Origin of the sequence: Corallococcus sp. CA054B, from assembly GCF_003611625.1 — a bacterium.
In the GTDB taxonomy this organism is placed as follows: Bacteria; Myxococcota; Myxococcia; order Myxococcales; family Myxococcaceae; genus Corallococcus; species Corallococcus coralloides.
Map to the genome: position 1 here is coordinate 21,992 of NZ_RAVY01000035.1, position 23,942 is coordinate 45,933.

General features: G+C 66.3%; 29 protein-coding genes. 18 read left to right on the plus strand and 11 right to left on the minus strand.

The features are described 5' to 3' along the window. Positions 1-7 precede the first annotated feature (7 nt). Positions 8-139: a hypothetical protein gene (locus tag D7V80_RS43465; protein ID WP_255417634.1), complete on the plus strand. Its 132-nt coding sequence runs from the start codon at positions 8-10 to the stop codon at positions 137-139. On the opposite strand, the gene D7V80_RS11660 is transcribed toward D7V80_RS43465, so the two are convergent. The 3 genes from D7V80_RS11660 to D7V80_RS43470 form a co-directional block, all read right to left on the minus strand. Continuing rightward, complete coding sequence (locus D7V80_RS11660; RefSeq protein WP_147447057.1) at positions 129-665, minus strand: hypothetical protein; 537 nt, start codon at positions 663-665, stop codon at positions 129-131. The genes D7V80_RS43465 and D7V80_RS11660 overlap by 11 nt on opposite strands. Beyond that, entirely contained in the window at positions 641-931 is a 291-nt protein-coding gene (locus D7V80_RS41355) for a hypothetical protein (RefSeq protein WP_147447058.1), read from the minus strand. Before D7V80_RS41355 ends, D7V80_RS11660 begins: the two co-directional genes overlap by 25 nt. Positions 932-1,646: 715 nt before the next feature. After that, complete coding sequence (locus D7V80_RS43470) at positions 1,647-1,769, minus strand: hypothetical protein (protein WP_255417635.1); 123 nt, start codon at positions 1,767-1,769, stop codon at positions 1,647-1,649. Between the two features lie 490 nt (positions 1,770-2,259). On the opposite strand from D7V80_RS43470, the gene D7V80_RS11665 reads away from it, so the two are divergent. The 9 genes from D7V80_RS11665 (at position 2,260) to D7V80_RS11695 (ending at position 12,239) form a co-directional block, all read left to right on the plus strand. Then, positions 2,260-2,847 (plus strand): phage tail protein, encoded by a 588-nt coding sequence (locus D7V80_RS11665; RefSeq protein ID WP_120588224.1) that lies wholly within the window; start codon positions 2,260-2,262, stop codon positions 2,845-2,847. Next, complete coding sequence (locus D7V80_RS11670; protein WP_120588225.1) at positions 2,844-3,539, plus strand: phage minor tail protein L; 696 nt, start codon at positions 2,844-2,846, stop codon at positions 3,537-3,539. Before D7V80_RS11665 ends, D7V80_RS11670 begins: the two co-directional genes overlap by 4 nt. Positions 3,540-3,768: 229 nt before the next feature. Next, positions 3,769-4,695: a hypothetical protein gene (locus D7V80_RS41360; protein ID WP_147447059.1), complete on the plus strand. Its 927-nt coding sequence runs from the start codon at positions 3,769-3,771 to the stop codon at positions 4,693-4,695. Then, complete coding sequence (locus tag D7V80_RS41365) at positions 4,692-5,231, plus strand: hypothetical protein (RefSeq protein WP_147447060.1); 540 nt, start codon at positions 4,692-4,694, stop codon at positions 5,229-5,231. Before D7V80_RS41360 ends, D7V80_RS41365 begins: the two co-directional genes overlap by 4 nt. A 53-nt stretch (positions 5,232-5,284) precedes the next feature. After that, positions 5,285-6,016: a C40 family peptidase gene (locus D7V80_RS11675; protein ID WP_120588226.1), complete on the plus strand. Its 732-nt coding sequence runs from the start codon at positions 5,285-5,287 to the stop codon at positions 6,014-6,016. Next, positions 6,010-7,068: a hypothetical protein gene (locus D7V80_RS11680; protein WP_120588227.1), complete on the plus strand. Its 1,059-nt coding sequence runs from the start codon at positions 6,010-6,012 to the stop codon at positions 7,066-7,068. Before D7V80_RS11675 ends, D7V80_RS11680 begins: the two co-directional genes overlap by 7 nt. 1 nt (position 7,069) lies before the next feature. Then, positions 7,070-9,550, plus strand: coding sequence for a host specificity protein J (locus D7V80_RS11685; RefSeq protein ID WP_120588228.1), 2,481 nt, complete (start codon positions 7,070-7,072; stop codon positions 9,548-9,550). Positions 9,551-9,560: 10 nt separating this feature from the next. Further along, positions 9,561-11,690: a Hint domain-containing protein gene (locus D7V80_RS11690; RefSeq protein WP_120588229.1), complete on the plus strand. Its 2,130-nt coding sequence runs from the start codon at positions 9,561-9,563 to the stop codon at positions 11,688-11,690. A 9-nt stretch (positions 11,691-11,699) separates the two neighbouring features. Further along, entirely contained in the window at positions 11,700-12,239 is a 540-nt protein-coding gene (locus tag D7V80_RS11695) for a hypothetical protein (RefSeq protein ID WP_120588230.1), read from the plus strand. A gap of 5 nt (positions 12,240-12,244) precedes the next feature. Here the strand turns inward: D7V80_RS11695 and D7V80_RS11700 are convergent, their stop codons facing one another. Continuing rightward, positions 12,245-13,294: a DUF4062 domain-containing protein gene (locus D7V80_RS11700; RefSeq protein ID WP_120588231.1), complete on the minus strand. Its 1,050-nt coding sequence runs from the start codon at positions 13,292-13,294 to the stop codon at positions 12,245-12,247. A gap of 297 nt (positions 13,295-13,591) precedes the next feature. Between D7V80_RS11700 and D7V80_RS11705 the strand changes: the two genes are divergently transcribed. From D7V80_RS11705 to D7V80_RS41370, 6 genes are all read left to right on the plus strand, one after another. Further along, entirely contained in the window at positions 13,592-14,029 is a 438-nt protein-coding gene (locus D7V80_RS11705) for a hypothetical protein (protein WP_120588232.1), read from the plus strand. A 103-nt stretch (positions 14,030-14,132) separates the two neighbouring features. Next, the gene (locus D7V80_RS11710; protein WP_120588233.1) at positions 14,133-14,678 is read left to right on the plus strand and encodes a transglycosylase SLT domain-containing protein; all 546 of its coding nucleotides are present in this window, start codon (positions 14,133-14,135) and stop codon (positions 14,676-14,678) included. A 127-nt stretch (positions 14,679-14,805) separates the two neighbouring features. Next, positions 14,806-15,303: a hypothetical protein gene (locus D7V80_RS11715; protein ID WP_120588234.1), complete on the plus strand. Its 498-nt coding sequence runs from the start codon at positions 14,806-14,808 to the stop codon at positions 15,301-15,303. Positions 15,304-15,383: 80 nt separating this feature from the next. Next, complete coding sequence (locus D7V80_RS11720; protein WP_120588235.1) at positions 15,384-15,899, plus strand: hypothetical protein; 516 nt, start codon at positions 15,384-15,386, stop codon at positions 15,897-15,899. A 38-nt stretch (positions 15,900-15,937) separates the two neighbouring features. Further along, positions 15,938-16,129 (plus strand): hypothetical protein, encoded by a 192-nt coding sequence (locus D7V80_RS11725; protein ID WP_120588236.1) that lies wholly within the window; start codon positions 15,938-15,940, stop codon positions 16,127-16,129. Between the two features lie 105 nt (positions 16,130-16,234). Next, positions 16,235-17,131 carry a hypothetical protein gene (locus D7V80_RS41370; protein WP_147447061.1) on the plus strand — a complete coding sequence of 299 codons (897 nt, stop codon included), beginning with the start codon at positions 16,235-16,237 and terminating at the stop codon, positions 17,129-17,131. A 34-nt stretch (positions 17,132-17,165) separates the two neighbouring features. Here the strand turns inward: D7V80_RS41370 and D7V80_RS11730 are convergent, their stop codons facing one another. The 5 genes from D7V80_RS11730 to D7V80_RS11750 all read right to left on the minus strand — a co-directional run bounded on the left by D7V80_RS11730 (position 17,166) and on the right by D7V80_RS11750 (position 20,224). After that, the gene (locus D7V80_RS11730) at positions 17,166-17,495 is read right to left on the minus strand and encodes a hypothetical protein (protein WP_120588260.1); all 330 of its coding nucleotides are present in this window, start codon (positions 17,493-17,495) and stop codon (positions 17,166-17,168) included. A 46-nt stretch (positions 17,496-17,541) separates the two neighbouring features. Continuing rightward, positions 17,542-18,009 carry an SMI1/KNR4 family protein gene (locus D7V80_RS11735; protein ID WP_233585266.1) on the minus strand — a complete coding sequence of 156 codons (468 nt, stop codon included), beginning with the start codon at positions 18,007-18,009 and terminating at the stop codon, positions 17,542-17,544. 8 nt (positions 18,010-18,017) lie between these two features. After that, complete coding sequence (locus tag D7V80_RS11740; RefSeq protein WP_120588237.1) at positions 18,018-18,659, minus strand: hypothetical protein; 642 nt, start codon at positions 18,657-18,659, stop codon at positions 18,018-18,020. Between the two features lie 90 nt (positions 18,660-18,749). Continuing rightward, positions 18,750-19,160 carry a hypothetical protein gene (locus tag D7V80_RS11745; protein ID WP_120588238.1) on the minus strand — a complete coding sequence of 137 codons (411 nt, stop codon included), beginning with the start codon at positions 19,158-19,160 and terminating at the stop codon, positions 18,750-18,752. A 2-nt stretch (positions 19,161-19,162) separates the two neighbouring features. Continuing rightward, on the minus strand, positions 19,163-20,224 hold the full coding sequence (locus D7V80_RS11750) for a hypothetical protein (RefSeq protein ID WP_120588239.1): 1,062 nt from the start codon (positions 20,222-20,224) through the stop codon (positions 19,163-19,165). 219 nt (positions 20,225-20,443) lie between these two features. Between D7V80_RS11750 and D7V80_RS11755 the strand changes: the two genes are divergently transcribed. Then, positions 20,444-21,328, plus strand: coding sequence for a hypothetical protein (locus D7V80_RS11755; RefSeq protein ID WP_147447062.1), 885 nt, complete (start codon positions 20,444-20,446; stop codon positions 21,326-21,328). A gap of 131 nt (positions 21,329-21,459) precedes the next feature. Here the strand turns inward: D7V80_RS11755 and D7V80_RS11760 are convergent, their stop codons facing one another. After that, positions 21,460-22,398, minus strand: a complete 939-nt coding sequence (locus D7V80_RS11760) for a hypothetical protein (RefSeq protein ID WP_120588241.1) — start codon at positions 22,396-22,398, stop codon at positions 21,460-21,462. Between the two features lie 171 nt (positions 22,399-22,569). Here D7V80_RS11760 and D7V80_RS11765 point away from each other — a divergent pair, with 171 nt between their 5' ends. Beyond that, positions 22,570-23,274 (plus strand): DNA methyltransferase, encoded by a 705-nt coding sequence (locus tag D7V80_RS11765; protein WP_120588242.1) that lies wholly within the window; start codon positions 22,570-22,572, stop codon positions 23,272-23,274. Between the two features lie 220 nt (positions 23,275-23,494). Here the strand turns inward: D7V80_RS11765 and D7V80_RS11770 are convergent, their stop codons facing one another. After that, positions 23,495-23,746 carry a hypothetical protein gene (locus tag D7V80_RS11770; protein ID WP_120588243.1) on the minus strand — a complete coding sequence of 84 codons (252 nt, stop codon included), beginning with the start codon at positions 23,744-23,746 and terminating at the stop codon, positions 23,495-23,497. Between the last annotated feature and the right edge of the window lie 196 nt (positions 23,747-23,942).

Below are 23,942 nucleotides of genomic sequence, written 5' to 3' on the forward strand. Positions count from 1 at the left end.
CCTGGGCATGACGACCAACAACCCGAAGTGCCCGAAGAAGTCTCCCCTCGACTGGGCCGCCATGTTGCTCCCGCTCGCCTACTACAGCGCCGAACTGCTCCAGCTCCTGCTTAAGGTGCTCAACGGACCTACTCCGTAATTTGGGGTGCCGGTCCAGCGCGGCGGCGTGCCTCCAGTGCCTGGAGCGCGTCCTCCGAGAGGGGAATCAGCCGCTCCAGCGCGGCGAGCAGCTCCGCAGACTCCTTGCGCGCGCACAGGCCCTCCACCAGCGCGCGCAGCGCGGCCGGGTTCTCCGGAGCCGCTTCCGCCGCGCAGTGCGTGAGGGCCCACACCGTGTCCGCGTCCGACAGCGCCCCGCTCGCCACGGACGCGGCGGCGAGCAGCAGCTCCGCGGCGCGCGAGCCTCCCGCCGCCTGGGCGCCCGCTTCGTAGATGTCCAGCAGGTCGCCGTGGCGGCCCCGGGCGCGCAGGCCCTCCACCGCGCGGTCGATGACGCTCGCGTCCGCCGGACGCAGCGGGCCAGCGGCACCAGCGCGTCGATGGCCACGCGGGTCCTCGAAGAGGTCCAGCGCACACAGCAGAACCTCCTCCGTTGCTATGTCCGGAGCCCGGCTCGCCAGTCGCAGGAAGGCCGGCGCAGCTACGCCCTGGTCTTTGACTCCCACCACTCGTCAGGAACAGAGACGTCGAGGCAAACTGCGACGTCAATACCGGCGCTGGTTGCTGTTGCCGGCCTGCCTGCCAGGAGACGAATTCCCGTTACTACTGCATTGACGTTGGGCTCGATCAATTCGATTTCAGTACCTACAGGAAGAACAACGACCTCGTTGATTCGCATGAGGGCCATGTTGTTCTTCCGGTCGTGGATGACCGTGTATTTGGCGGACTTGAGAGTCGGAACGGTATGCATGCCACTTGCGTCGACGAACATGTGGACCTCTGGTGTCTGGATTCCCGCTTACAATAGCGGTTCCGCCGTGCCGGAGTAGTCCAACTCCTGCTGATTTTGAAGCCCACCCCTCGGCTAGAGAGACATGGCCGAGCCAAGGCGCAGCAAGCTCTCGACCCTCGGCGGATCCACCGGTTTGCCTATGCGCAACAGCGCCAAGCGCAGCAGCACTGCCGCGCCCTCCTTCGGTCCCCGTCCTCCAGGGCAGCGCGCGCTCCCAGCATCGGGCGTCGGCGGTCACGGCGCTCGGCCAGGGCTGCGTCCCTGGGGGGCGTGTCCAATTCGGCCGCGAAGGCGAAGGCGCGTTCGCGAGCGTCGGCAGTGCCGCGTCCGCGTGGCCCAGCGCCTCCGCCAGCCGTGTCTCCTCGTCCCAGGCCGCCAGCTCGGCCTCCACGTCCCCAGCATGGAGGCTGAGCGCGGCCACTGGCTGGAGCTCGGCCAGCAGATCTGCGGCGCGGCCCGTCTCTCGGAAGAGCGCCACCAGCCGGTGGCGTAGCAGCAGGGGATCCTTCGCCATGCGCGCCGCGTGCGACGGGAGCGTAACGCTCGACCGGCTGCGGCCAGATTTCAATGACCCTCCCGGGATGCACGGGGGCATTCGTGCTTACGTACGTCGTCCCGGAAAGCTCACACTACGAGGTGCTGCTAGGCATCTTGTCACTGCTCCGCTCAGCGACGAAGAAGCCACCTCCTGCTGCTACAGCGGCTTCCAATCCCCCATGTCGCCGGGGGCGCGCGAGAGGTCTCCCTCGCGGTAGAGCTGGTTCTCCTCGTCGATGAGGTAGACGCGGTTGATGGACCGATCGACGACGCGTTTCACCACGACAGGCGAGCCATTCCGATTGAATCGGTCGTGCAGAGTCCCGTCCCGGTAGATGGAGACACTCGGACGACGGAGGAGTTCAGCGAGGTTGATGTTCATGGCGTTGAGCCCTTTCGTGCTGCTCCGTGCAAACGCACGGCGTGCCCCTCGCGACGAGGTGGCCCGCAGCTCGTACCGCGCGCACCGTTCGTCGTCAATGGACTTTATGCGTGTCATTAGGCGCGCGTCTATCTTTGCCGCTTAGCCGCGCGTCTATCTTTATTGAAGTCGTTAAACGGCCGAAATCTCTACGGTTCCGGCCCTACCCCACGTGCTTCCACGGGAGGCGCTGAGCGATGCGGCGTCAGGGGGGGACGATTCGAGAGGCGCGGGGCCACGCCATTCGGCGGAAGCTCGCAGCTGGCGTTGGCCCGGGGGGCCATCGTCCACGCCTCCGCTGAAGATTCGCCGCATGATCAGGTGGATTCCCAGCAAGGAGCGGTAGCACATGGAGCGCTTCCCCTTCACCCCGGACTACGGGGCCCAGGCGGACTCGGTGCCCCGGGTGCGCAAGGCGCAGTTTGGCGAGGGCTACACGCAGCGCTCCGGGGACGGACTCAACTCCGTCCTGCGGCACTGGGCCCTCCAGTTCTCCAACCTCACGAAGGTGGACGCGGACACCCTGGAGGCCTTCCTGCGCGCCCGCGCGGGCGTCGAGCCCTTCGAGTTCGTCACCCCGGACACAGCCTGGTCCGCCACCGCACAGCCTTTCGGGGTGGGGAACGGGGTCCAGACGCAGTGGCTCCTCCAGCGGCCGCTCTCCTCGGACGTTCCGGATCTACTGGTGCCCGCCACGGGCTGGACGGTGCCGCCTACCGTCTACGTCGCGGGCGTCGCCCAGGTGGCAGGCACCACCTACGTGCTCTCCGCCTCGGGGCTCGCCACCTTCACTGCGGCGCCGACCGCCGGGGCTGCGCTCACCTTCACCGGCGCGGGCGAGCTGGTAGCACACGTGGTGTGCGAGGAGTGGCATCGCACCGTGAAGGGCTTCAACGCCTACGACTTCACCGCGACGTTCCAGGAGGAGGCAGGGTGAGCATCGACAGCGACATCCAGAGGCTGGACGCAGGGGCCCTCGTGGAGCTCTTCGTCCTGGACGCCACCAACCTGCCAGGCGGGGGCGTCAGCCACTTCCACGCGGGCACCAACGGCCTCCGCGGGCCCGTCGTCTGGCAGGGCATGGCCTACGAGCCCTGGGCCATCCAGGTGAAGGGCTTCGACAAGTCCGGCATGGGGCGGCTGCCCAGGCCCACCCTGACGCTGGCCAACGTCGCCGGCACCATCGGCGCCATGGCGAGAGACTTGAACGACCTGCTGGGCGCGCGCGTCCTGCGGAAGCGAACCTTCGTCCGTTACCTGGACGCGGTGAACTTCCCCGGGGGCGTCAACCCCACGGCCTCGCCGCTGGATGCCTTCCCGGACGACGAGTTCGTGGTGGACCAGAAGACGGTGGAGAACAAGCACGTCATCGAGTTCAGCCTGGCCGCGAAGTGCGACCTGGACGGCGTGCGCATTCCGCTGCGCATCATCACGCAGATGTGCCCCTGGGAGTACCGCGGAGAGGGCTGCGGCTACGTCGGGCCGCCAGTGGCGAAGCTGGACGACACGCCGACGTCCAGCGCCACCGAGGACCGCTGCGGGAAGCGCCTCTCGAGTTGCAAGCTGCGCTTCGGGGAGAAGAGCGTCCTCCCGTACGGCGGATTCCCGGCAGTCGGACTAATTCGCTGAATACGAACAAGCGCGTCGCCCGATTCCCAGTGGTGGTTGTTGGGGTGGGTCAATATATACCCGTGCATGGGTATACGTGTCAGACCCCTGTCTAGAATCGTCCTTAGTAGCGAGGCCACAGGGGTGATGCCGACCCAGTGTCAGCCATTTCGAGGGAGTGTAAGGATCTTCATCAGGTCGCGCTTCAGCGACCAACATGCGCACATGTTCTCGGAGGGGCCTGCGCAAGATGAAGATCCGACTGTTGGGGGCGACTTTTAAAGCTGGCAGCGTAGTTACACTGGATGATTTGGATGCTTCATTTGAAGAGTCCAGTGGGCAGTTGGTAACTTTTGGTGGATGCGAACGAATGTATCTGTCTAAGAGACTGGAGGAGTACAATGTTGGTCTGCTGATTAGTATTAAGAATCAGAGGCGATTCTGCACTCTGCTGGAAAAGCCTGATGGCTTCGAAGTCGACGTGCATGAACTCGAAGACAAGACGCGCATGATGGATTTTAATTACTTTGTTCAGAGCCGTTCGACTGGGCGGGCGCTGTATCAGTACTATCATCATTCCTGTGCGCTAAGCAGGTTTGCTGCCTTTCTGGGCGAAAGGTATTCCATGTTGAAGCATAGGCGCATGGAAGCGGAACTCCAGTCTGCCGGTGGACAATCGGCGCCTGTCCGAGTCCAGAAGGCCATTAGGAGTTCGTTCAAGGGTCAGTTTGAGTGGGCGCAAATGCTTAGCGCCAAACAGGCCGGCGAGTTGATTGAGCAGCTCGAGGAGGTTTCTCGTCTTGAATTGAAGTTTGCGACCTTCGGAAGCAATGAATCGGATTTTCGACCCCTCAATGAACATGTGCAGAGAGGAAACATCGACATTCTATTTAAGCGCGAGCACAGGTCGTCGCCGACTCTTCGCGGCAAGGTGCGCTCTCTAATTCAAAGGGTCAGTCCTGCCAATGGATTGATCGAAGGGAGGGATGCTGAAGGAGTCAAGCAGTTTGTGAGGCTTGCTGATAATATTGAGTCGTTCGGCGAGTTCGACTTTGAGAGAACTTCCGGCACAATGAAGTTTGATTTGAAGAAGTTCCATGAGTCAAAGATGATTGGGGATATGATTGAGGTGATGAAGGAGAATAGGGCGCTATTTGATTATCCGGAGGCCGCATGAAGCGTGTGTTTCTGGTGGCTGCTGTGATTGGATTGTTTGTTTTTGCTGGGGTTGCTGCGCTTTCGCATGGAAAGATTGATGTGTCGGGGGTTTACAGGGATAGCTTGCGCGGGAGCTTTTTTAGTGGGTTTTTATCTGTGGGTGGTTTTCTGTTTTCATTAAAGACGTTTATTGTAATCAAGATGAAAGAGGGGTTGTATGATAGCGATGAATATCGGGAGAGGCATCGCGAAAAGTCAAAGCTTGGGCGTAGGGGTGTTGGTCTATTTGATCCGCTAAGAAACCTTAGTCGGCTGTTGTTTTATTCTATTGTTTCGTCGTTTAGTACTGCTGTTGCGCAGGTTACTGTTGGGTTGGTTCCGGGTTGGGGCGCCGTGGGCTTGTGCTTGTCCATGGTTGCTTGCACTCTCTGTCTGTTGTTTTTCTCGCTTCGAGAGATCAAGGGGAACCTTGACACTTGGTTTGACTGTCTTGAGGCAGAGGCAAAGAAGCCCGCTCCTCCGGCGACCGTGGCTTCGGCAAATGGAATAGCCTAGAAGCGCCAAGGGGTGCTCTGGATCCTGTCCACGCTCTCCAGCACCATGAGTGCATGAGCGACCCCTGCCGGCTGACGCTGGCTGATGACGTCCTGAGCGCCGCGCTCACGCACGCCCGGGCTGACTTCCCCCGCGAGTCCTGCGGCCTCGTGGTGCTGGTGGACGGCGCCCAGCGGTACCGCCCCTGCCGGAACCTCGCCAGCGGCCAGGCTCACTTCGTCCTCGCCCCGGAGGACTACGCCCGGGCGGAGGAGGAGGGCGATGTGGTGGCGGTGGTGCACTCCCATCCCAATGCCGCGCCGGAGCCGAGCGAGGCGGACCGGGTGATGATGGAGCGCTGGGGCCTGCCCTGGCTCATCCTCAACGTGCCCGTGGGGCACTGGCGCCTCTGGTATCCGGACGGCTACCGGCCGCCGCTGGTGGGCCGCACCTTCAGCCACGGCGTCCTGGACTGCTACTCCCTCATCCAGGACTACTACCGGGAGCGTCTGGGTCTGACGCTGCCAGACTTTGAGCGTCCGGACGACTGGTGGGCGAAGGGCGGCAACCTCTACCTGGAGGGCTTCGGCCGCGCGGGCTTCGTGGAGGTCACCGGGCAGCCCCCGCGCGAGCACGACGTCTTCCTCATGCAACTGCGCGCCCCGGTGCCCAACCACGCGGGCGTGTACCTGGGCGGGGACGTCCTCCTGCACCACGTCATGGGGCGCCTCTCCACCCGGGAGACGTACTCCGGCTTCTGGGCGCGCATCACCCAGCGCGTCGTGAGGCACGCCTCCCAATGCTGACGACCATCGTCCTGGGCGGGCCCCTGGGGAAGCGCTTCGGGCGCGTCTGGAAGCTGGACCTCTCCGTGCCCTCGCCTGCGGAGGCCGTGCGGGCCCTCTCCGCCGTCTGCGACGGCTTCCGGCGCTACCTCGCGGAGAACAGTGAGCCCGGCTACCACGTCTTCGCGGGCAAGCGGGACGTGGGAGAGGACGACCTGGGCATGCCCACCGGCGCGCGCGTCCTCACCCTCATGCCCGCGCTGGCCGGGGCGAAGTCCGGCTGGTTCCAGGTGGTGGCGGGTGCGGTGCTCATCGCCGCTGGCGCCGTCCTCACCGTCTACGGGTACGGCGCGGGCGTGCCCCTCATCACCGCGGGCATTTCCCTGGTGGTGGGCGGCGTCTCGCAGCTCCTCTTTGCCCCGCCCGCCTCCACGGGGCCGGACGAGGACGATGCCAACAAGCCCAGCTACGTCTTCGGCGGCCCCGTCAACACGCTCGCCCAGGGCCACCCCGTGCCCATCTGCTACGGGGAGATGGAGGTGGGCAGCTGCGTCGTCTCCGCCGGCATCGTCACCGAGTGGTCCGACGGCGGCTTCGGGGGCAGTGGCGGCAGCGGGCAGACGGGCCCCGGTGGAACCCCAGCGGGTGGCGGCACATGCCCCGCTCCGTGGGTGCCGATTCTCCTGGCGGACGGGCGCGAGGTGCCCGCGGGCGCAGTCCAGGTGGGCATGCGGGTGCGCACCCAGGACGAGGAGACGCTGGAGTGGGGCGACTTCCCCGTCACCGCGGCGGAGCTCGCCGAGGGCGTGCGGTGGTTGCTGGAGCTGGAGGACGGTCGGCGCCTGGAGGCCACCGGCAACCACCGCGTGCGGACGGAGGACGCCTGGGTGGAGCTGTGGCACCTCGCGGCCGGCGCGCGGCTGGTGGGCGCGCGGCCGGGCGTGGTGCGTCAGGTGACGCGCGGCGAGCACGGGCCCGTGGTGCGCCTCACCGTGGCGGGCGCGCACACCTACGTCTCCAGCGGCGTCCTCAGCCACAACGTGAAAAAGGCAGATCCGACGGTGGTGGACTGACATGGGCGGCAGCAGCGGCGGCAAGGGGGAGGGCGGCGCTCAGCGCACCCCCGTCGAGTCCCCCAACACGTTGAAGTCCAGCTCCAAGGCGCGCGTGCTGGATTTGCTGTGCGAGGGGGAGATTCAGGGCCTCGTGGACGGGCTGAAGTCCGTCTACCTGGACGGTGTCGCCATCCAGAATCCCGATGGCACCTTCAACTTCACGGGCGTCACCGTGTACGACGTGAAGGGCACGCAGTCGCAGGAGTACATCCCCGGCTTCCCCTCCGGCGAGGCGGAGCACTCCGTGGGCGTGGAGGTGAAGCACGCCGCGCCGGTGGTGCGCACAGTGTCGGACCCGGAGGTGGACGCCGTGCGCGTCACCCTCCAGGTGCCCCAACTCACCTACCAGGACCCCACGACAGGCGACTTGAAGCCCACCCGCGTCCTCGTCTCCATCGCGGTGCAGAGCAACGGGGGCGGGTACGTGGTGCAGTCCTTCCAGGACGCGGAGCTCTTCCGGGGGAAGTGCACCAGCCCCTACGAGCGCACCTTCCGCGTGGAGCTGACGGGCTCGCCGCCCTGGGACATTCGCGTCACGCGCGTCAGCGAGGACGCGGACAGCGTGACGACGCAGAATAAGGTCATCTGGAAGTCCTACGCGACGCTGCTGGACGAGAAGCTCGGCTTCCCCAACACCGCGCTGTGCGCGCTGCAGGTGGCGGCGAGCCAGTTCTCCAGCATCCCCACGCGCAGCTACCGCATCCGCGGGCTGCGGGTGCGCGTGCCCAGCAACTACAGCCCCGTGGCCCGGACGTACGCGGGCACCTGGGACGGCACGTGGAAGGTTGCCTGGACGGACAACCCGGCCTGGTGTTTCTACGACCTCCTCACGACGAAGCGCTACGGCCTGGGCCGCTACCTCAACGAGGCCGCGGTGGACAAATGGGGCCTCTACACAGTGGCGAAGTACTGCGACGAGCTGGTGCCGGACGGGAAGGGCGGCATGGAGCCGCGCTTCCGCTGCAACCTCTACCTCCAGACGCAGGAGGACGCGTACAAGGTCATCAACAACCTCGCCTCCGTCTTCAGAGGCATGACGTATTGGGCCTCCGGCGCTGTCTTCGTCGCCCAGGACGCGCCGCGCGACGCCGAGTACCTCTTCACGCCGGCCAACGTGGTGGACGGCCTCTTCACGTACGCCTCCAGCGGGAAGCGTGCGCGGCACACCGTGGCCCTCGTCACCTGGAATGACCCGGACAACCACTTCAAGGCGGCGCAGGAGTACGTCACCGACGAGGAGGGCCTCGCCACCTACAGCTACAACCCCACCGAGGTGGTGGCGCTCGGCTGCACCTCCCGGGGCCAGGCGCAGCGCGTGGGCCGGTGGTTGCTCCTCACCGAGAGGCTGGAGACGGAGACGGTGACGTTCCGCACCGGCTTCGAGGGCGCCATGCGCAACCCCGGCGCCATCGTGAAGCTTCAGGACCCGTACCGGGCCGGACGTCGGTGGGGCGGTCGCGTGGTGGCCGCCACCCCCAGCCAGGTGGAACTCGACGCGGACGTCACCCTGGAAGCGGGGAAGACGTACGCCCTCTCCGTGGTGCTGCCGGACGGCACCGTGGAGGAGCGCCCGCTGGCCGCGCTCGCGCCGGCGCCCTACCGCGCCCTCACCGTGGCGCCGCCCTTCTCGGCCGCGCCACAGCCCCAGGCCGTCTGGGTGCTGGCCGCGTCCGACTTGACGCCCACCCTCTGGCGCATCCTCAACGTGGCCGAGGTGGAGCCGCACCTCTACGAAATCACCGCCCTGCGCCACGAGCCGGGGAAGTACGCGGAGGTGGAGCACGGGGTGAAGCTGCAGCCGCTGCCCACGTCCGTGCTGCCTTCGTCCTCGCCGCCCGCGGGGCTGGCGGTGGGTGAGTCGCTGTACAAGACGACGAATGGCGGCGTGAAAGTCATGGTGACGGCCCGGTGGACGCAGGTGGCCACCGCCACCGAGTACCGGGTGCGCTGGCAGCGCGAGGGCGGCAACTGGACGTCGGAGACGCCGTTGCAGACGCACTACTGGGAGTTGCTGGACTGCCTGCCGGGCGCGTACACCGTGCAGGTGGCCGCCGTCCTCAACGGCCTCGTCACCACCTACGCCTCGGCCAGCTACACCGTGGTGGGCAAGGCCGCGCCACCCTCCGACGTGACGGGCCTCTCCTGCGCCCTCAACGGCAGCACCGCGACGCTGCGCTGGGCGGAGGTGCCGGACCTGGACAGGGATACCTACGAGCTGCGCTACGGCGCCAGCTGGGAGGCCGGCACCCTCATCGGCAAGGTGCGCGCCACCACCTACGAGTGGGCGCTGCCGCCGCCGGGCGTCAACCACCTGGTGCACGTGAAGGCCATCGACACCTCGGGCAACTACAGCACCGGCGCGGCGAGCGTCCTTGTGGTGTCCGTGCCCACGGTGCCGGCCACCCTCACCCTGGGGATTTCGTCCACGCCGCCTCCCTAAACGGGAGGGCATGCGCTCGCGCGAGCAGGAGGAAGCGGCCGGCATCTACGACCGCGAGGTGGACGGCGTCCGCTCTCCGCAGCTCATCAAGTCGCGCTACCTGGACATTCGCTGGACGCACGACGAGGTGCTTCCCGCGCACCTCCTCGCGGGCTTCCAGGTGGTGGTCTACGAGGGCGGCAACCCCAACGACACGGACAGCTACCTGCTGGAGCCGCGGAAGTTCGGCCCCTCGGAGAGGCGGTGGGTGGCGCCGCTGAAGTTGACGATGCAGACGGAGGTGCAGTGCGCTGTCCAGGCCCTCTACACCAACGGTAGCCAGAGTAGCTGGCGCGTCCTCGGTGGCGGCGTGGTGGCCGACCCGGACACTGTCACCATGGCCGTGGCGGACCTCTCCAACGTCCCCACCGGCAGCGTCTACGCCCGGCACATGTCGGCCAACTCCGTCACCAGCGCCGCGGTGGCGACGGCGGCTATCTCCTTCCAGCACCTGCTGCTGCCGCCCACGGACAACCTGGTGCCCAACGGGTACTCGGAGGCGGATGCGCAGGGGAAGTCCCCCGAGGGTGACGCGCTGGTGGAGGAGCCCGCCAATGCAAAAGAGGGACGCCGGTGTCGCAAGCTGGTGGTGCCCAGCGGGGGCGGCTTCACGGGGCTCAACTTCATCGGGGGCTTCCAAAGCGCTGCCCCGGGGGGACGCATCCGCTGCACCGCAGGGGATTCCTTCTCCGCGGAGGCCTGGGTGAAGTCCTCCGCCGCGCTCGACCAGGCCGGCGCCAATCTCATCCTCCTCTGGGAGGATGCCAACGGCACTTACAGCGGCCAGTCCACGAACACCTTCGTCACGCTCACCACCGCGTACCAGCGCGTGAAGGTGAAGGGCACCTGCCCGGCGGGGTGCACCGGCGTCCAGCTGTACTTCGAAATCAACGCCGCCAGCTCCGACACCGGGAAGGCGGTGTACCTGGACGCCGTCTCCATGCGGAAGATGGTGACGTTTGACTTGCTGGTGGCCAACACCCTCCAGACGTCCAACTACGCGGAGGACGGCAACGGCGTGCCCGTGGCCGGAGCGAAGCTGGACAACGTGGGCACCGCCTTCAAGGCGGCCGGTGGCAACGTCCAAATCGGCAGCTACCTCCTGGACACGCCCTTCTTCCGAGCGAACCAGGCGCTGGACGGGACGTCGGCCGCGGGGCGCGTCCACTACCGGGGCAGCAACAACACAGGCGTGCGCGGCGGGGCGCCGCTTATCGACAGGCTGGACGTCCAGTGCACGGACTACTTCCGCTACACGACGCCCATCGTCCACTCCTGGCTGGTGCATCACTTCTTCATCCAGCCCTCCAGCATTGACGACAACCTGGACGCGCTCCGCTACCTCAAGGTGGACTACTACAGCAGCTTCAGTGCCACGTACCGAGGGACGCGCTACATTCCCCTGCCGGACCGGAAGTACGCCTCTGCGGTGGACAGCAACGCGCTCAACCGCATCGCCATCAGCCACACCTTCCAGTCCCCGGTGGCCCTTGCAGGACTCTGGGGGCCGAACCTGGGGGAGTACGTCGCGCTCTTCTGCGAGGTGCACGGCGTCTACGGCGTGAGCGCCTCCATGTGGTTCTCGCCCGTCTACACCGCGGGGCTGGGCGTCAACTTCGCGAAGTCCACGGCGTCGCCCTTCAGCGGCGGTCCGTCCGGCGGCGGCGGTGGTGGCTCCGGAGGGACGGGCGGCACGTGCGTCGCGCCCGAGATTCTCATCACCCTGGAGGACGGTCAGGAAGTGCCCGCGGCGTCCCTCCGCCCCGGGATGCGCGTCCTCACCCAGCACGAGGACACGCGCCGCGTGGGTGTCTTCGAGGTGGTGGCCGCTTCCAGCCATCGCGCCGCGCGCTGGCGGGTGGAGCTCATGGACGGCCGCGTCTTGGTGGCGACGCCCAACCACCTAGTCTACCGGCGCTTCGCGGGCTGGACGCAGGTGCGCACGCTGCGGCCTGGCGAGTTGCTGGAGGGACTGCGCCCGGGGCTTGTGCGGCGCGTGGCGCCGGAAGGGGAGGGCGCCGTCGTGCAGCTCACCGTGCACGGGGCACGGACGTACGAGTCCGCAGGGCTCCTCAGCCACAACATCAAGCAGCCCATTTAGGAGTCAGCCATGCCGGCCCTCACGCAGAGCGACGTCTACACCATCAACGCCAACGAGGCCCGGAAGCGGGACCTGCGGCTGGAGATCGCCCGCATCAAGGGGCAGCTGGACGCCTCGGCCGCGCTGTCGCGCCAGGCTGCCGAGGTGAACTCCGCCACGCTGGTGAAGAAGACGGCGCTCGAGCAGGAACTGGCGCAGCTGGAGTCCGCGGGCGCCGCACCGGGTAGCAGTGACGACTGGGGGAAGTACTCCACCGTGGAGATGGCCGCCCAGGACGAACGCTTCTACGCGAAGGACAAGGGCTACGACTGGCTCGTCTTCAACCCGCTGGCCACCTTCGAGGAGACGGTGGCCGAGTTCGAGAAGTACATGCTGGAGCAGCGCACGGCCCGGGGACGGCCCTGGCTGCTCCAGCGCGGCGAAGGGCTCATCCACGAGTGGCAGGCGAACGCCTTCGCGCGCGGGCTCATCGCTGAGGACTCCTGGCCCGCCTTTCGCGACTGGCTGCTCATCGTCGGGAAGGAGAGGGCGGTCAGCAGTACACAGTAGAGCCCTTACGTTGGCTTTGGGGGCGCTTTCTCATCTTGCAGTGAAGGCGGAAGACTTGGGCCGGATTTTCTGATTGTGCGAATGGAAACCATGAGTCGATAGCCAGCCTCTGTTAGTTCCCAAAAGAGCGCACGGCCTCCTGTCTTGGTGTTGTACATGTTGAGTTTAATCAGTCCAAGTGCAATCATTTGGATTTTGATGGTTTGGTAAGATTCGTCACTGAGATCGTCGTAAGTATCGCCTCTGTTGAGCTTTTCAAAAATGAGTTTTCCCAAAGTGCTGCGGGCCAGGTCATCGTTCTTAGGCTCAAGAAGGTGGGGCGCTAAGAGCCCGAATATCTCCCTCCATGTCAATTCTATCTTCCAATTAGAGTTGATGGTTTCGCCAGCCCTGTAGCGGTAGCTGGCGCCAAGGATGCTGTATGTGTCGTCCAGCCCAGCAATGTCTGGAATCCGATTCGTCTCTCTGGAGCGAAGCAGGCGGACTTCTTCTTCCAGTTCGGCATTGCGCTTTTGGAGTGTTGCCATCTCGGCAAGGGTCTCTGCATTTGAGATGGCGTTGGCCCTGACCCAGCCGGTGGCGGGATATGTTTTTATTGTCTTTGGTAGGCTCAGGGCTATGATTCCTGGTATCTGCGTTGCATCGTTCCAGAACTTCACAAGACGGCCAGTGCTGGCCTTGGTGCGAAATGCCTTTAGTTTGTTGACTTTTTCGGTGTCGGTGTCAGATTTCGATACTGGGATGCTGTCTGGGTTTTCGTGTAGAAGTGCGATGACTTTGATGCCCTTCTTGAGGGCGTAGTCATACTCTTTTTCCGTGTAGCTGACGCCTTCTGGCGCGACGGAACCATATCGCCCCCCAATGATTAGAATGTAGTAGTCGCAATCGTCGATTACTTTCTCAATAAACTTCATTTGCTCTTCGTCTGCGGCGGGAAAGATTTCCATTCCTGCCGGAATGCAGTCCATTTCCATTAGTGTCTGTATTACTCTGGAGCGTTCTTCTTTGAGGTCTGTGAACGTTGAGCTAACAAAGACTTGATAGCGTTTGTCCATGGTGGCCTTGATCGTGTTGACGACTGGTGTGATGGATTAAGTGTTAGCTATTGTCCCATGACCCTGTGAAGCCCGCTAGCGGGGCTAGATTGACCCGTAGGCAGGGGCGACTACGGAGTAGGATCGCCAAAGTTCTTGGCCGGACGCCGTCCACGCGAGCGTTGAGCATGCGGCGGTATGCCCCCCGCTCCCCGCCGTATCCCTGACAACACCGTCCGTGAGGATCTCGCCCGGCTTGCCGCCCAGCAGGAGGCGACGAACGAACGTGCCGGCACGGCGCTGAAGGCCGCTGAGCGAATGGCGGTGGACCTCCACCGGCTCATGGAGGGCGTTCAGACGGAGGTGCGAGGTGTCGGCGAGCGCATGGCCACCGCCGAGCAGGTGCGCCGCCTGGAAGATCGCATCATGGAGGTGGACCGGCGCGTGACGGAGCACGCGCCGGCCGTCGGTGCGGTGCCGGGGCTGGCAGCGAAGGTGGAGGCGCTGGAGAAGTCCTCGGCCGCCCACGGGGTTGCGGTGGAGGCCATCCCCGCCATCCGGGAGCGCCAGGACGCACAGGAGCACCGGAACTCCCGTCAGGCTGGGGCGCTGTGGGTGGTGGGCGTCGTCGTTGGCCTACTGGGACTCGCGGGCCTGCGCGACTGCGGACGCTGGTTCGTCCAGGCCCAGGCGCCCGCCCAGCACCAGTCCATCCAGGACGCGCCCGAGGCCGGTTCCTCCACGAGGCGCCGGTGAGCCTTGTCCTCTTCGCCGCGCACGTGCTCGCCGCGTGCGCCTTCCTGGTCCTGGCCGCGTGGCGCGTCGGCGGGCCCTCGACTTTCGCGCCTCCGGAGAACCGATGATGTCCCTCGCTGAGCTGGGGCAGCGCCTGCCGAAGCACCTCTCGCAGTGGAGCCGCGAGCTTCACGCCGCGTCCACGGTGACGCGCCTCTGTCCGTACCTGCTGGCGGCCATCTGCGACCGTGAGTCGCGCGGCGGACTCGCCCTCAAGCCGCCGGGACCGGGCGGCACGGGCGACTTCGGACACGGGCGCGGCCTGATGCAGGTGGACGACCGCTACCACGCGGGCTTTGTCGGCGCGACCGACAGCGCTGACCGGGCCCTGTGGTGCCTGCCCGCCTTTAACATTCTCTACGGTGCGCAACTGCTGCGCTCCTACCTGGGCACGTTGAAGGACGTGCACCTCGCGCTCGCCGCCTACAACGCGGGCGTCGGCAAGGTTCGCCGGGCGGCCGATGCCATCACAGTGGGCGGGGACACGGCGAAGCTGATGGCGCAGCGCCGCTCCGCCGCTGACTCGCTGACGTCCGGTGGCGACTACGGCCGGGACGTCCTCCGGCGCCGCGCCCAGTGGGCCCCCGCCGAAGCGCCGCTGGAAGGCTGAATGGGCTCGCCTCCTCGATGCCGCCTGTGCGGCAAGCGCCTGGGCCAGTGCGACCACCCGCGCTGGCTTCCGCGCCGCTGAGTCTCTGTCTCGCAGTCCAACCCGCAGCATCGCCAGGAGCATCAGCATGTCCACACCCGCGCCGTACACGCCGCCCGCCGAGCTCATCACCGCCGCCGAGCAGGCGCTGGCCCAGGCCAGCCCCGGCAAGCTCGCCACCGCCCTGACGCTGTACCACCGCTACGGCAGCGTCACCGGCGGGCGCTCCGCGGTGACGGGCGTCGAGCTGCCGTCGTTCGAGAAGTGCTCCGTGTTGGTGCGTGCCGGCTGGCTCGCAGTCGCCGAGGCCATCAACACCCCGGTCGCGTCCGTGGCCGCGGTGCCGCCGGGCCCAGTCGGCGCTCCCATGGTGCCGCCCGGGCAGAAGCCCAGCATCGGCCGGGCCGTCCACTACCAGCGCGACGAGGTGGTGTGCGCGGCGGACATCACCGCCGTCAACGACGACGGCACCGTGGATCTCCTGGTGAAGCCTCCCCGCTTCCTGCCGTTCACGGCGGCCAACGTGTCCCAGGCCCCCACCGAGGCGCCCGAGCCCGGCAAGTGGAACTGGATGCCGCGCGTCTGACGCCTTCATCCGGCAGCTGCCGGCGCCTGCCCGGGGCGCCTCCCGGGAGCCCCACACCCCCACCCAGAAGGAGCAACACCATGAAGAAGCGTCTCTCCCTGGCCGCGTGCCTCGCGGTCATTCTCTCCGCGCCGGTGGCCCTCGCCCAGGCGTCCACCGGCGCCAGCTCCAGCATCCTGGACGCGCTGCTCACGCCGGGGAACATCGGCATCGGCCTGGGCATCGTCGCCAGTGCCGTCGGCCTCTTCGCCGGCGGCACCTGGCTCACCACCCGGCGCAAGCGCATCGTCGCCACCGTGGCCTTCCACGCCTTCCACGTGGTGGAGGACTTCGCCGCGATGGACGAGGAGGAGAACGCCCTCGACAAGGTGGCCAAGGGCCTGGAGGTCGCGGACTCCTGGCTGAAGGCCAACGGCTGGCGCCCGCTGAAGCCCTGGGAGCAGGAGGCTGTGAAGCTGGAGTTCGCCTCCATCCACGGCGCCCAGAAGGCCGACGTGAAAACTCGCGCGGAGGCGCTGGAGCAGGCGCTGGGCGCCATCGGCAGCGTCGCGGCGCTTGACTCGGCTGCCACGGCGGCGGTGGCGTCGGTCCCTTAGATGCCCCGCGGTTAGCCGTTGCCGCGGGGCTGTCGCGGGTGCTGAGCGACGTGCCGGTGCGGACCGGCTACCTGGAGGCCCAGGCGGGCGTCTCCTCCCTCACGGGCGCCTACGCGCGCCTGGAGGGTGGGGCGCGGCTCCGGCAGAACCTGGGCGTCTTCGTCTTCGCGGAGGCTAACCAGCGCGAGCGGATGGCCGGCACGGGCATCCGGTACACGTTCGGCCTGTAGTGCTGCGGCCCGTCCTTGGCATTGAGGATGGGCCGCTGTGCATCGTCCTCTTTCTTGGAGGTGGTTTTCTCGGCCGCTATGGTCTCCTCAGAAGGAGAAACTACGATGCGCGACGCATTTCTATCCCTCGACACATCGGCTTTGAGCCGCGTGCTTGAGACTGATGAATCCGTTGCCTTCTTTGCTGCTACTGCGCGGAAACGTCGTGCAGTGATCCTTGTTTCTCGGATCGTTCTCTTTGAAATTACTGCCATTTCGCGTGTTGAGTATAGTTTTGAGATGATAAGGCGACTTCAGCTCCTGTTCCAGCTCCTTGGTCGTCGCGCATGCCCTTCCTATGACCATATGGAGTTGATGGAGGCCGAGGTCGAAGGCGACGTGTTGACTCCATTGGTGTACTCGCGAGGCTGGGAGTCGTTTGTTGCGGCGGGACTGCCTGAGCTGCACAGCGAGGCAGTTCTTTCTCCATTTGCGCATGGATGGCTTCAAGACAAGAAGAGTAGTCTCTTGGAGCGTGATTTGTCGCTTCCTCGGCAGCTGGTTTTGAGTGGCATCGAGCAGCGGCCCGATATTGTCGTTCAGGCGATTGAGCGCGCTGACAGTATTCCGCATGATTATGTGCTGTTTTGTGAGGTGGCGAAACTGTCTCGCGGGGGCTTGGGCGTCAGTGCGATTGCCGGAAATCCGACGCGATTCAAGGCGACGCATCTTATGGCCAATCTGGAGTGGAGAACCATGTTGGCAAATTGCATTGACCGCCCAAATTCAACTGTCGAGATGGCGCATGACAAGAGCCATGAAGCCATTTTGGGCACATGGCGCACGAAGGCTGGGGATAGGGGTAAGGGCACCCAGTATGATTTGGCTGTTGCGAGCGCCGCTGCGTATTCTGACTTTTTTGTAACGAACGATGGAAATCAGTTGCGTCGATGTGAGTTTTTGCGAGAGAAGGGGCTGGTCGACTTCGTGAGTTGTACGCTGTCGGAATTCGAGATGTCGTAAGTTAGCAATGCTCGCGTGACGATGCGTTTCGTCGTCACGTTGCCCCTTGCGCCTCGTGCCCGGTCAGCGCGTCCTGATGGGTGATGGCGCCGGCTGCATTCAGCCAAGCGCCGCAGGTGGCGCAGCGGTAGACACGGCAGCCTCCAGCCATCACCCGCGCGGTCACCTCCGGGGGCACCACCAGCAGTTCGAGCGCGCCGGACGGGCGAGCGCGGGGGATGCCCGCGCGGCGGAGCTGGGCCGTCAGGGCCTCCACCTGGGCCCACGCCTCGTGAGAGAGGCGCAGCCCGTCGATGCGCACGGTGGTGCCGGCGGGTGCCCCGCGCCGCTCCGGCGGCGTTTTTGTCTTGTCGTGGGTCGGCACGTCGCGGAGAGCGCACGCGCGCGGCCCCGCCGCCATCGCTCCGGAGTCAGCCCTTCAGCCAGAAGAACTCATCGCCGCTGGCCAGCGCCTTCTCCAGGAACTCGCTGAACGAGGCTGCGATGGGGCGCACCGCCTCCGGGAACGTCTCGTGGTACGCGTCGAGGACGGGGTACTTGCCGTCCACCTGGTGGGCTGCGTCCAGGATGACGTAGTCAGAGTCCTGGAGATCCACGAGCGTGTACCAGGAGGCGGGCCCGAAGCGGTCGTCATCCCCCGGCCGCATCGCGACGCGGGCCCTGCGGATCTGCTCCAGCGGCAGCAGGTGGTAGTTGGCGTCTGGGAAGCGCCGGAAGAGGGCGGCTCCGTCGCAATGGAGGTAGAAGGCGCGCAGGTCCTCGTCCAGCTTCCAGCCCATGCGCTTCTCGAAGGCTGCCACCTGGGCAGGCGTCGCGGGTGGGTTGGGGAAGTGATTGGCGGAGACTTCAGCCAGGAGCTCCTTCATGGACTTGGGCATGGGAGTCCTCAGTCCACGTAGGGACGCGCGGGCCCTGGCGTCAGCCACTTCCCTCCCGGCGCGTAGCAGGCGGGGTACTCGGCATTGAAGATGCTGTGCACGTCGTCGGGGGCGGGGAGGACGTTGTTCGGTGCGACTGGCGGCCCTCCGTGGCCGAGGTCAAAGATGTGGTGGCCCGGCCAGTACTTCCCGGTGCCTGACTGTGGCCACGCGCCGAACTCACGACCCCACGCCTCTCGGTACTCGGGCCGTGCGCGATTCCACACCTTCCGCAGGGCTTCACCGTCTGCCTTGGGGTAGTCGCAGCAGCAGTGGGTGACGGCGAGGCGTCCGCCAGCCTCCGCGGGCATGAAGAGGTAGCGCCCCTTCCAGTCGCCCTTGATGTCGGCCAGCCAGATGCAGCCCATGAGCGCGTGACCCTGCGCCGCGCACTTCGACTCGCACCGGCTGATGAACGCGGCGCTGCACTGCCAGGGCCCGTAGTAGATCGTCGTCTGGAGCTGTCCGCCGTCCGGAGTTCTGACGATGGGGCTGACCCACTTCGCGCGCGCCGGACTGCCGCCCCCGCCGACGGTCGCGGAGCCACAGCCAACGATGGCGAGGAGAGCGGCAGCGCTCGCGGAGCGGTGGAGGGCGGGGATGGCTGGCATGGTTCAACATGCCAGCACGGCAAAACGAGAAAGTTAAGTCGCGGCTGCGAGTGCGCCCTGCTAGGTAGGACGTGCGGGACGACCTGCACGCTACTCCTTCTCGGGACGGACGCTGCCGTCCTGCCCGGTAACGAAGCGAAGCGTGCCTGCCGCTTCGCCGGCCACTTCTATCCGGTACAGCCGCCCGCGCTCCAATGGCTGGGGCTCGTCAACCGTCTCGAAGCCTCGGGGCTCCTCGCCGTAGACGATGCGCCGCGACTGCGTTTCTCCGAAGGAGTGCGCACGGGCGAACCAGACCTGCGTCCCATCTTCCGCCAGGACGTAGATGGCATTGTACCGCGGGGGCTTCCCGTCCTGAGAGGGCTCCTCAACGGTGAATGCCGGCGCAGGGAGGACCTCGTTGGAGGAGGCCAGCTTCACCTCCAACCAGGGCCTGCAGCTGCTAAGGAGCATCACCTGGGCAAGCAACAGCGGCAGGAGTACGGCGTGATGAAGTCGCATGGCTATGGGGCTCCCTGTCCAGCGCGCATGGACTTCTTAGCGGCCTCGAACTGCGCAGTGTAGTCCCGTCCATCGATGGTGAAAGGCGCGGGCCGTTCGTCGAAGCAGCCCTGCCGGAAGGCCTCCTCCATCAGCTTGGCCTGCTGCTCCGGATTCATTTCCTCCCACGACTTGCCCTGTCGCAACGCCTTCTCAAAGTTGTAGCCGTCGCCGAACCATTGAGCGATGAGCGCCTCGCTCATGTAGTCATTGCCGCCGTTCTGGTGCTGCCATACGTGGGCGGCTTCGTGGACGAGCGAGGCCTCCGTCAGCGGCAGCCAGCCCTCGGGCACGTAGATCGTGTCGCCGTGGACGAAGGGGCGCCCGCCCACGGTGAGGAGCCCCGCGTTGCCTTCCTTGATTTCGATGCGCGTGTAGTCGATGGAGTCCCCATACACCTTGTGCAGCGCCGCAAGCTCGTCGCCCGTCAATTTGCGGCTCGTCGGCTCGATGAAGAGCATCGTCTGGATTGCGCTGAGGACGCTCCCGCCCAGGCGCAGGAGCCCGTCCGTCGGCGTCTGGATGGCCTTCAGCAGGCTCAAGCCGAGCTGCGCGAAGCCCTCTGCGAAGCGGCCGGTGAAGATGTTGGCGATGCCCTTGCCGAACGTCTCCGCCATCTCCCAGGTGTTCTTCAGCGTCCCGGTCACGCTGTCGTAGATGCCCTTTCCGATGCCTGCTACGCCGTCCACCACGCGGCCGCCGAAGTCCTTCAACGCGCCACCGATGTCCTTCAGCGCGCCGCCGATGGCACTGCCGATGCCCTTGGCGGCGACGCGCGGCTCGCTCTCCGCCGACTTCGTCAACCCCTCGGCTGGCGGGCGGATGGTGATGGCCTTGGGCGTCGTCGCGCGGCGTGCTTGCTCGACGAGCGCCTTCTGGGTAGGTGTGTGCGGGGTGAAGGCGTCGACGGTGTTGATGGTCCGCTCCAGCACCTGGGGCTTCGGCGCGGAACGCTGGGGTTGCTCCGCAGGCTCGCGGTAGGTGGTGGGGAGGAGGGCGGTGCGGCTGCGTGAGATGGGGTCCATGCTGGCTCCGTGCGGCGTGTCCCCCTGGAGCAGTGCAGCGCGCGTGCCCAGTTCTTTCGCTCTGCAGTTGGGACGGGGCACCGTCCCGGGATAGAGACGACCGTCCGGCTATCCTCCTGTGGCATCGACTGGCTGCTTTGTCACTCGCCCGAGATAGGGCCGGTGCCCTGTGATAGTGGCAGGCATGGAGCGCCTGCCCCCTATGCTCTTGGAGAGCCCGTGACCCCGACCGACCGCGCCGCGAATTTCTGGAGACACTTTCAGAACCTGTACTCAAAGGCTCCGCCGGCCGACTTCGGAAAGGGGAGCGGCACTGACTGGACGCGCGGCATGTACAAGCTTCTGCACAAGCTTCGTCGCGAGTTGTCCATGCACTGTGAATGCAAGGCCCAAGCGCTACATCAAGACCAGGTCGACACGGTCCGCGGAGAGCGGATGAATGTGGACTTCTTCTGGTACGAGTTGGACTCGAAGCAGTGGTCCCGTCCAACGGTCGTTATTGAGCATGAGAACGTTGAGGAGGGGGCGCTCCTCGACTTCTGGAAGGTCACGCTGCTGGATGCCCCGCTTCGAGTCTTCATCGGCTATGCGCGGACGAAGGCGGGCGTCACGAAGCTTTTCGAGCGCTTGACCACTCAGGAGGGCATGGATGAATGGCGTGTCCCTGCTGGCGCTGCTGACCTCGTAATCCTCGGAGACTACGAGGAGTGTCTCGACTTCACCGCCTGGACACGAACGGCTGGAGCAGCATGGTCACGCCTCGGCTCTGCTCCGGCACCCCAGTTGGAGCCGTTGCGCCCAAGGCCGGGGAGTGCCGAAAAGCGCCCCTGGTCGCCGAATGACATCGTCCGTAGTGTCGATGCATACGTGCAGGTGAGGGAAAGCCCAGCGCAGCGTGGAGCGGTTGTCGCCGCGCTCGCTACCGCAACCGGTCGTTCCCTTTCGGCAGCCGAGGCAGGAATGGACGCGGTGGGGCGGGCGGACCCCGGCAACGGAACGGGGCCAGAACTCACGCCCTTCGCCCAGGTGCTGGCCACGTTTCTCCTCGCCAATCAGAAAGAGCTGAGGCGGTTGATAGGCGTCATCAATACGCAGGAAGGCTGAGTAGCTCCACCGCCTCCTGCGGAGGGCTGAGGACCTCCATCGCCTGCTGCTCGGCTGAGACTCATCGCGCTGCGTACTGCTGCACGGGCGCCCTGCTGACGGCAGGGCGCGTCGCTTGTCCTGTGGGCGTGTCAGAAGCCGCAGGTGTGGAAGTTGCCGGACGCCGAGTACTGGCACTGCGCGGGATTGCCGCACAGGGAGCCGCACTGGTTGTTGCGCCCGGGCACGGAGCAGGTGCCGCAGAAGCACGTCGTCTGGTGCCCGAAGGACGTGACGAAGGTGGAGCAGAAGCCCGCGGAGGAGCCTGTCTCCACGGTGCAGTTGCTGGCGATGAGGACCCCGGCGCTCGGCGCGCAAATGAAGTGAACGCGGGGAGTCGCGGCGCTGGCGCCAGAGGCGGTGGCGCAGACGCCGTTGGCGTCGATGCTGCCGCAGGTGCAGGCGCCGTTGCCGGCCGAGTCGAGCCGCTTGCACTGGCCCGGCCCGCACTCCATGGTGACGATGCCCTCCTGGGCGTCGCACCGCACCCAGGTGTCGCCGGAGCAGTAGCCGTACTGGCTGACGCCCTCACAGGCACCGCCGACGCGGACGCAGCCGTTGTGCGCCTGGTTGGGCACGTAGCCCAGCACGCACGCACAGGAGTCGCCCGCGGTGCTGCAGGTGGCGTTGGCCGGGCAGGTGCCGCAGACGCCACCGCAGCCGTCCGGCCCGCACGTCTTGCCGTTGCACTGGGGCACGCACACGCAGCTGCCGCCGCTGCACGTGGTGCCGCTCCGGCACGTCCCGCATGTGCCACCGCAGCCATCCGGTCCGCAGGATCTGCCGGAGCAGGAGGGCGTGCAGATGGGTCCGCCACCACCATCACGGGGCGTGGAGCCTCCATCCTGGGTGGGCATGCCGCTGTCCACCTGGCTCGCACCGCCGTCCGACGGGCCTCCGTCCTGCGAGACAGGAGGCCGCGTGGGCGGACTGTCGTCCAGGTCCTCGGACGGGCCGCAATGCACCAACGTGAGGCAGAAGAGGAGCGCCGCGGCGAAACGGAGCGGGCCGGGGAACTGATGCGTGGACACGGGAAATCCTCGGGCGGGGCCGCACGGAAGCACTCGCGCACGGCCAGGGAGTCGCCCCCCTGGAGCAGGAGGCGTGCCGACTGCGCGGTGCGATGCCGGACGGTCGGCATTCCCCGTGCATTACGCGCGCGTTGTGCGCCCTTGCACCACGTCCTCGACGAGGCCCCCAGAGTGAAGCCCTACTTCCAGACCGACACCATCACCCTGTTCCACGCCGACTGTCGCGACGCCTTGCCCGGACTTCCGTCCGGATCCGTGGACGTGCTGCTCACCGACCCGCCCTACGGGATGGCCTACGAGGCCAAGGGAAGGAGCGGCGCGGCCATCCGCGCCGACGGCTCCCGCCAGGGCATGCGCGTCTTCCGCCAGGCGCTCACCGCAGCCGGACCCGCGCTGAAGCCGGACCTGCACTCCTTCGTCTTCTGCCACTGGGAAAGCTGGCCCGACTTCTTCGACGCGGCCTCAGCGCACCTGAAGATCAAGGGCGCGTTGATGTGGTGGAAGGCGCGGGGCGGGATGGGCGACTGCGCCGCCAGCTTCGCGCCGGACTACGAGGTGGTCCTTCATGGCACCGGACCGACGAGGCGGGCCCTGTTCGGGAAGCGCCACGGGGCGGTCCTCTCTGGCTACCCGCCGGTGCCCGCGAAGGCTCGCACGCACCCCACGGAGAAGCCGGCCAACCTGCTGGCCTACCTGCTCGAGCGCGCGTGCCCGAAGGGCGGCCTCGTCCTGGACCCGTTCGCTGGCTCCGGGGCCACGCTCGTTGCTGCGCAGTCGCTCGGACTCCGCGCCGTCGGCGTGGAGCTCGAGGAACGCTACTGCGAGGCGGCTGCCCGCCGACTGGAGGCCGACACTGCCCTGGCGCGCGCGGCGTGACGCACCAAGTGCGGCAGGCTGCGCGCGTGACGAGGGAGGAGCTGCCCCAGCACGTCAAGACGCTCGGTCGCGAATCCGAGGCGTGCCGCAGGCGAGTATGGGAGCGCCATGTCTCGGTCCTACGGCGTGTCGGCCACGAACGTCCGCCGCATCGTCCAGCGCCTCACATGGAGGCATGTGGGGCAGGGCTGCCCGACGTTTCCGAGCAGCCCCATGCTGCTCAATCCGCGGCGTCCGGCACCATTGTCCGGATGTTGTCGACGACGACGTCCTTGTTGTCCGGCACCGTGGACGTGCTCGAACGCCCCTCGGCGACGCCCAGCGCAATGGCGGCCATCTCGCGCGCGTCGTAGTTTTTCCACGCGCCGTCCTCCGGTTCACCCACAAGGATCTTGGGCTCGAAGGGTGCGCCGCAGCGCACCAGGGCAAAGCCCTTCAGGTAAAGCCTATACAGGTTGTCGCTGTCGTCCATGGTATCCCCCATGCCCTGGCGCGAATCTTGGACGCCGCGGGCAGGGCGCCAACCTACGGCAGCTGCCTGTGGCGTCGCCAGCCTCCCCATTCGGGGGATGGCCGCGGGCAGAGCTGACCCACTGGGATGAGGAGGGCGCCCAAGGAACGTCGGCCCGAGCCGGTAGGCTGTCGGAGCGTCCCGGCACAACCAGGCG

What these genes read in the sequence shown, in the direction of transcription:
- D7V80_RS11705 (WP_120588232.1), top strand. Translation starts at nt 13,592, where the DNA reads ATGGCGGTGGACCTCCACCGGCTCATGGAGGGCGTTCAGACGGAGGTG.
- D7V80_RS41365 (WP_147447060.1), top strand. Translation starts at nt 4,692, where the DNA reads ATGAAGCGTGTGTTTCTGGTGGCTGCTGTGATTGGATTGTTTGTTTTT.
- D7V80_RS11715 (WP_120588234.1), top strand. Translation starts at nt 14,806, where the DNA reads ATGTCCACACCCGCGCCGTACACGCCGCCCGCCGAGCTCATCACCGCC.
- D7V80_RS11740 (WP_120588237.1), bottom strand. Translation starts at nt 18,659, where the DNA reads ATGCCAGCCATCCCCGCCCTCCACCGCTCCGCGAGCGCTGCCGCTCTC.
- D7V80_RS11680 (WP_120588227.1), top strand. Translation starts at nt 6,010, where the DNA reads ATGCTGACGACCATCGTCCTGGGCGGGCCCCTGGGGAAGCGCTTCGGG.
- D7V80_RS11750 (WP_120588239.1), bottom strand. Translation starts at nt 20,224, where the DNA reads ATGGACCCCATCTCACGCAGCCGCACCGCCCTCCTCCCCACCACCTAC.
- D7V80_RS11710 (WP_120588233.1), top strand. Translation starts at nt 14,133, where the DNA reads ATGATGTCCCTCGCTGAGCTGGGGCAGCGCCTGCCGAAGCACCTCTCG.
- D7V80_RS11695 (WP_120588230.1), top strand. Translation starts at nt 11,700, where the DNA reads ATGCCGGCCCTCACGCAGAGCGACGTCTACACCATCAACGCCAACGAG.
- D7V80_RS11690 (WP_120588229.1), top strand. Translation starts at nt 9,561, where the DNA reads ATGCGCTCGCGCGAGCAGGAGGAAGCGGCCGGCATCTACGACCGCGAG.
- D7V80_RS11685 (WP_120588228.1), top strand. Translation starts at nt 7,070, where the DNA reads ATGGGCGGCAGCAGCGGCGGCAAGGGGGAGGGCGGCGCTCAGCGCACC.
- D7V80_RS11700 (WP_120588231.1), bottom strand. Translation starts at nt 13,294, where the DNA reads ATGGACAAACGCTATCAAGTCTTTGTTAGCTCAACGTTCACAGACCTC.
- D7V80_RS11675 (WP_120588226.1), top strand. Translation starts at nt 5,285, where the DNA reads ATGAGCGACCCCTGCCGGCTGACGCTGGCTGATGACGTCCTGAGCGCC.
- D7V80_RS11770 (WP_120588243.1), bottom strand. Translation starts at nt 23,746, where the DNA reads ATGGACGACAGCGACAACCTGTATAGGCTTTACCTGAAGGGCTTTGCC.
- D7V80_RS11735 (WP_233585266.1), bottom strand. Translation starts at nt 18,009, where the DNA reads ATGCCCAAGTCCATGAAGGAGCTCCTGGCTGAAGTCTCCGCCAATCAC.
- D7V80_RS43465 (WP_255417634.1), top strand. Translation starts at nt 8, where the DNA reads ATGACGACCAACAACCCGAAGTGCCCGAAGAAGTCTCCCCTCGACTGG.
- D7V80_RS11720 (WP_120588235.1), top strand. Translation starts at nt 15,384, where the DNA reads ATGAAGAAGCGTCTCTCCCTGGCCGCGTGCCTCGCGGTCATTCTCTCC.
- D7V80_RS41370 (WP_147447061.1), top strand. Translation starts at nt 16,235, where the DNA reads ATGCGCGACGCATTTCTATCCCTCGACACATCGGCTTTGAGCCGCGTG.
- D7V80_RS41355 (WP_147447058.1), bottom strand. Translation starts at nt 931, where the DNA reads ATGTTCGTCGACGCAAGTGGCATGCATACCGTTCCGACTCTCAAGTCC.
- D7V80_RS11745 (WP_120588238.1), bottom strand. Translation starts at nt 19,160, where the DNA reads ATGCGACTTCATCACGCCGTACTCCTGCCGCTGTTGCTTGCCCAGGTG.
- D7V80_RS11665 (WP_120588224.1), top strand. Translation starts at nt 2,260, where the DNA reads ATGGAGCGCTTCCCCTTCACCCCGGACTACGGGGCCCAGGCGGACTCG.
- D7V80_RS41360 (WP_147447059.1), top strand. Translation starts at nt 3,769, where the DNA reads ATGAAGATCCGACTGTTGGGGGCGACTTTTAAAGCTGGCAGCGTAGTT.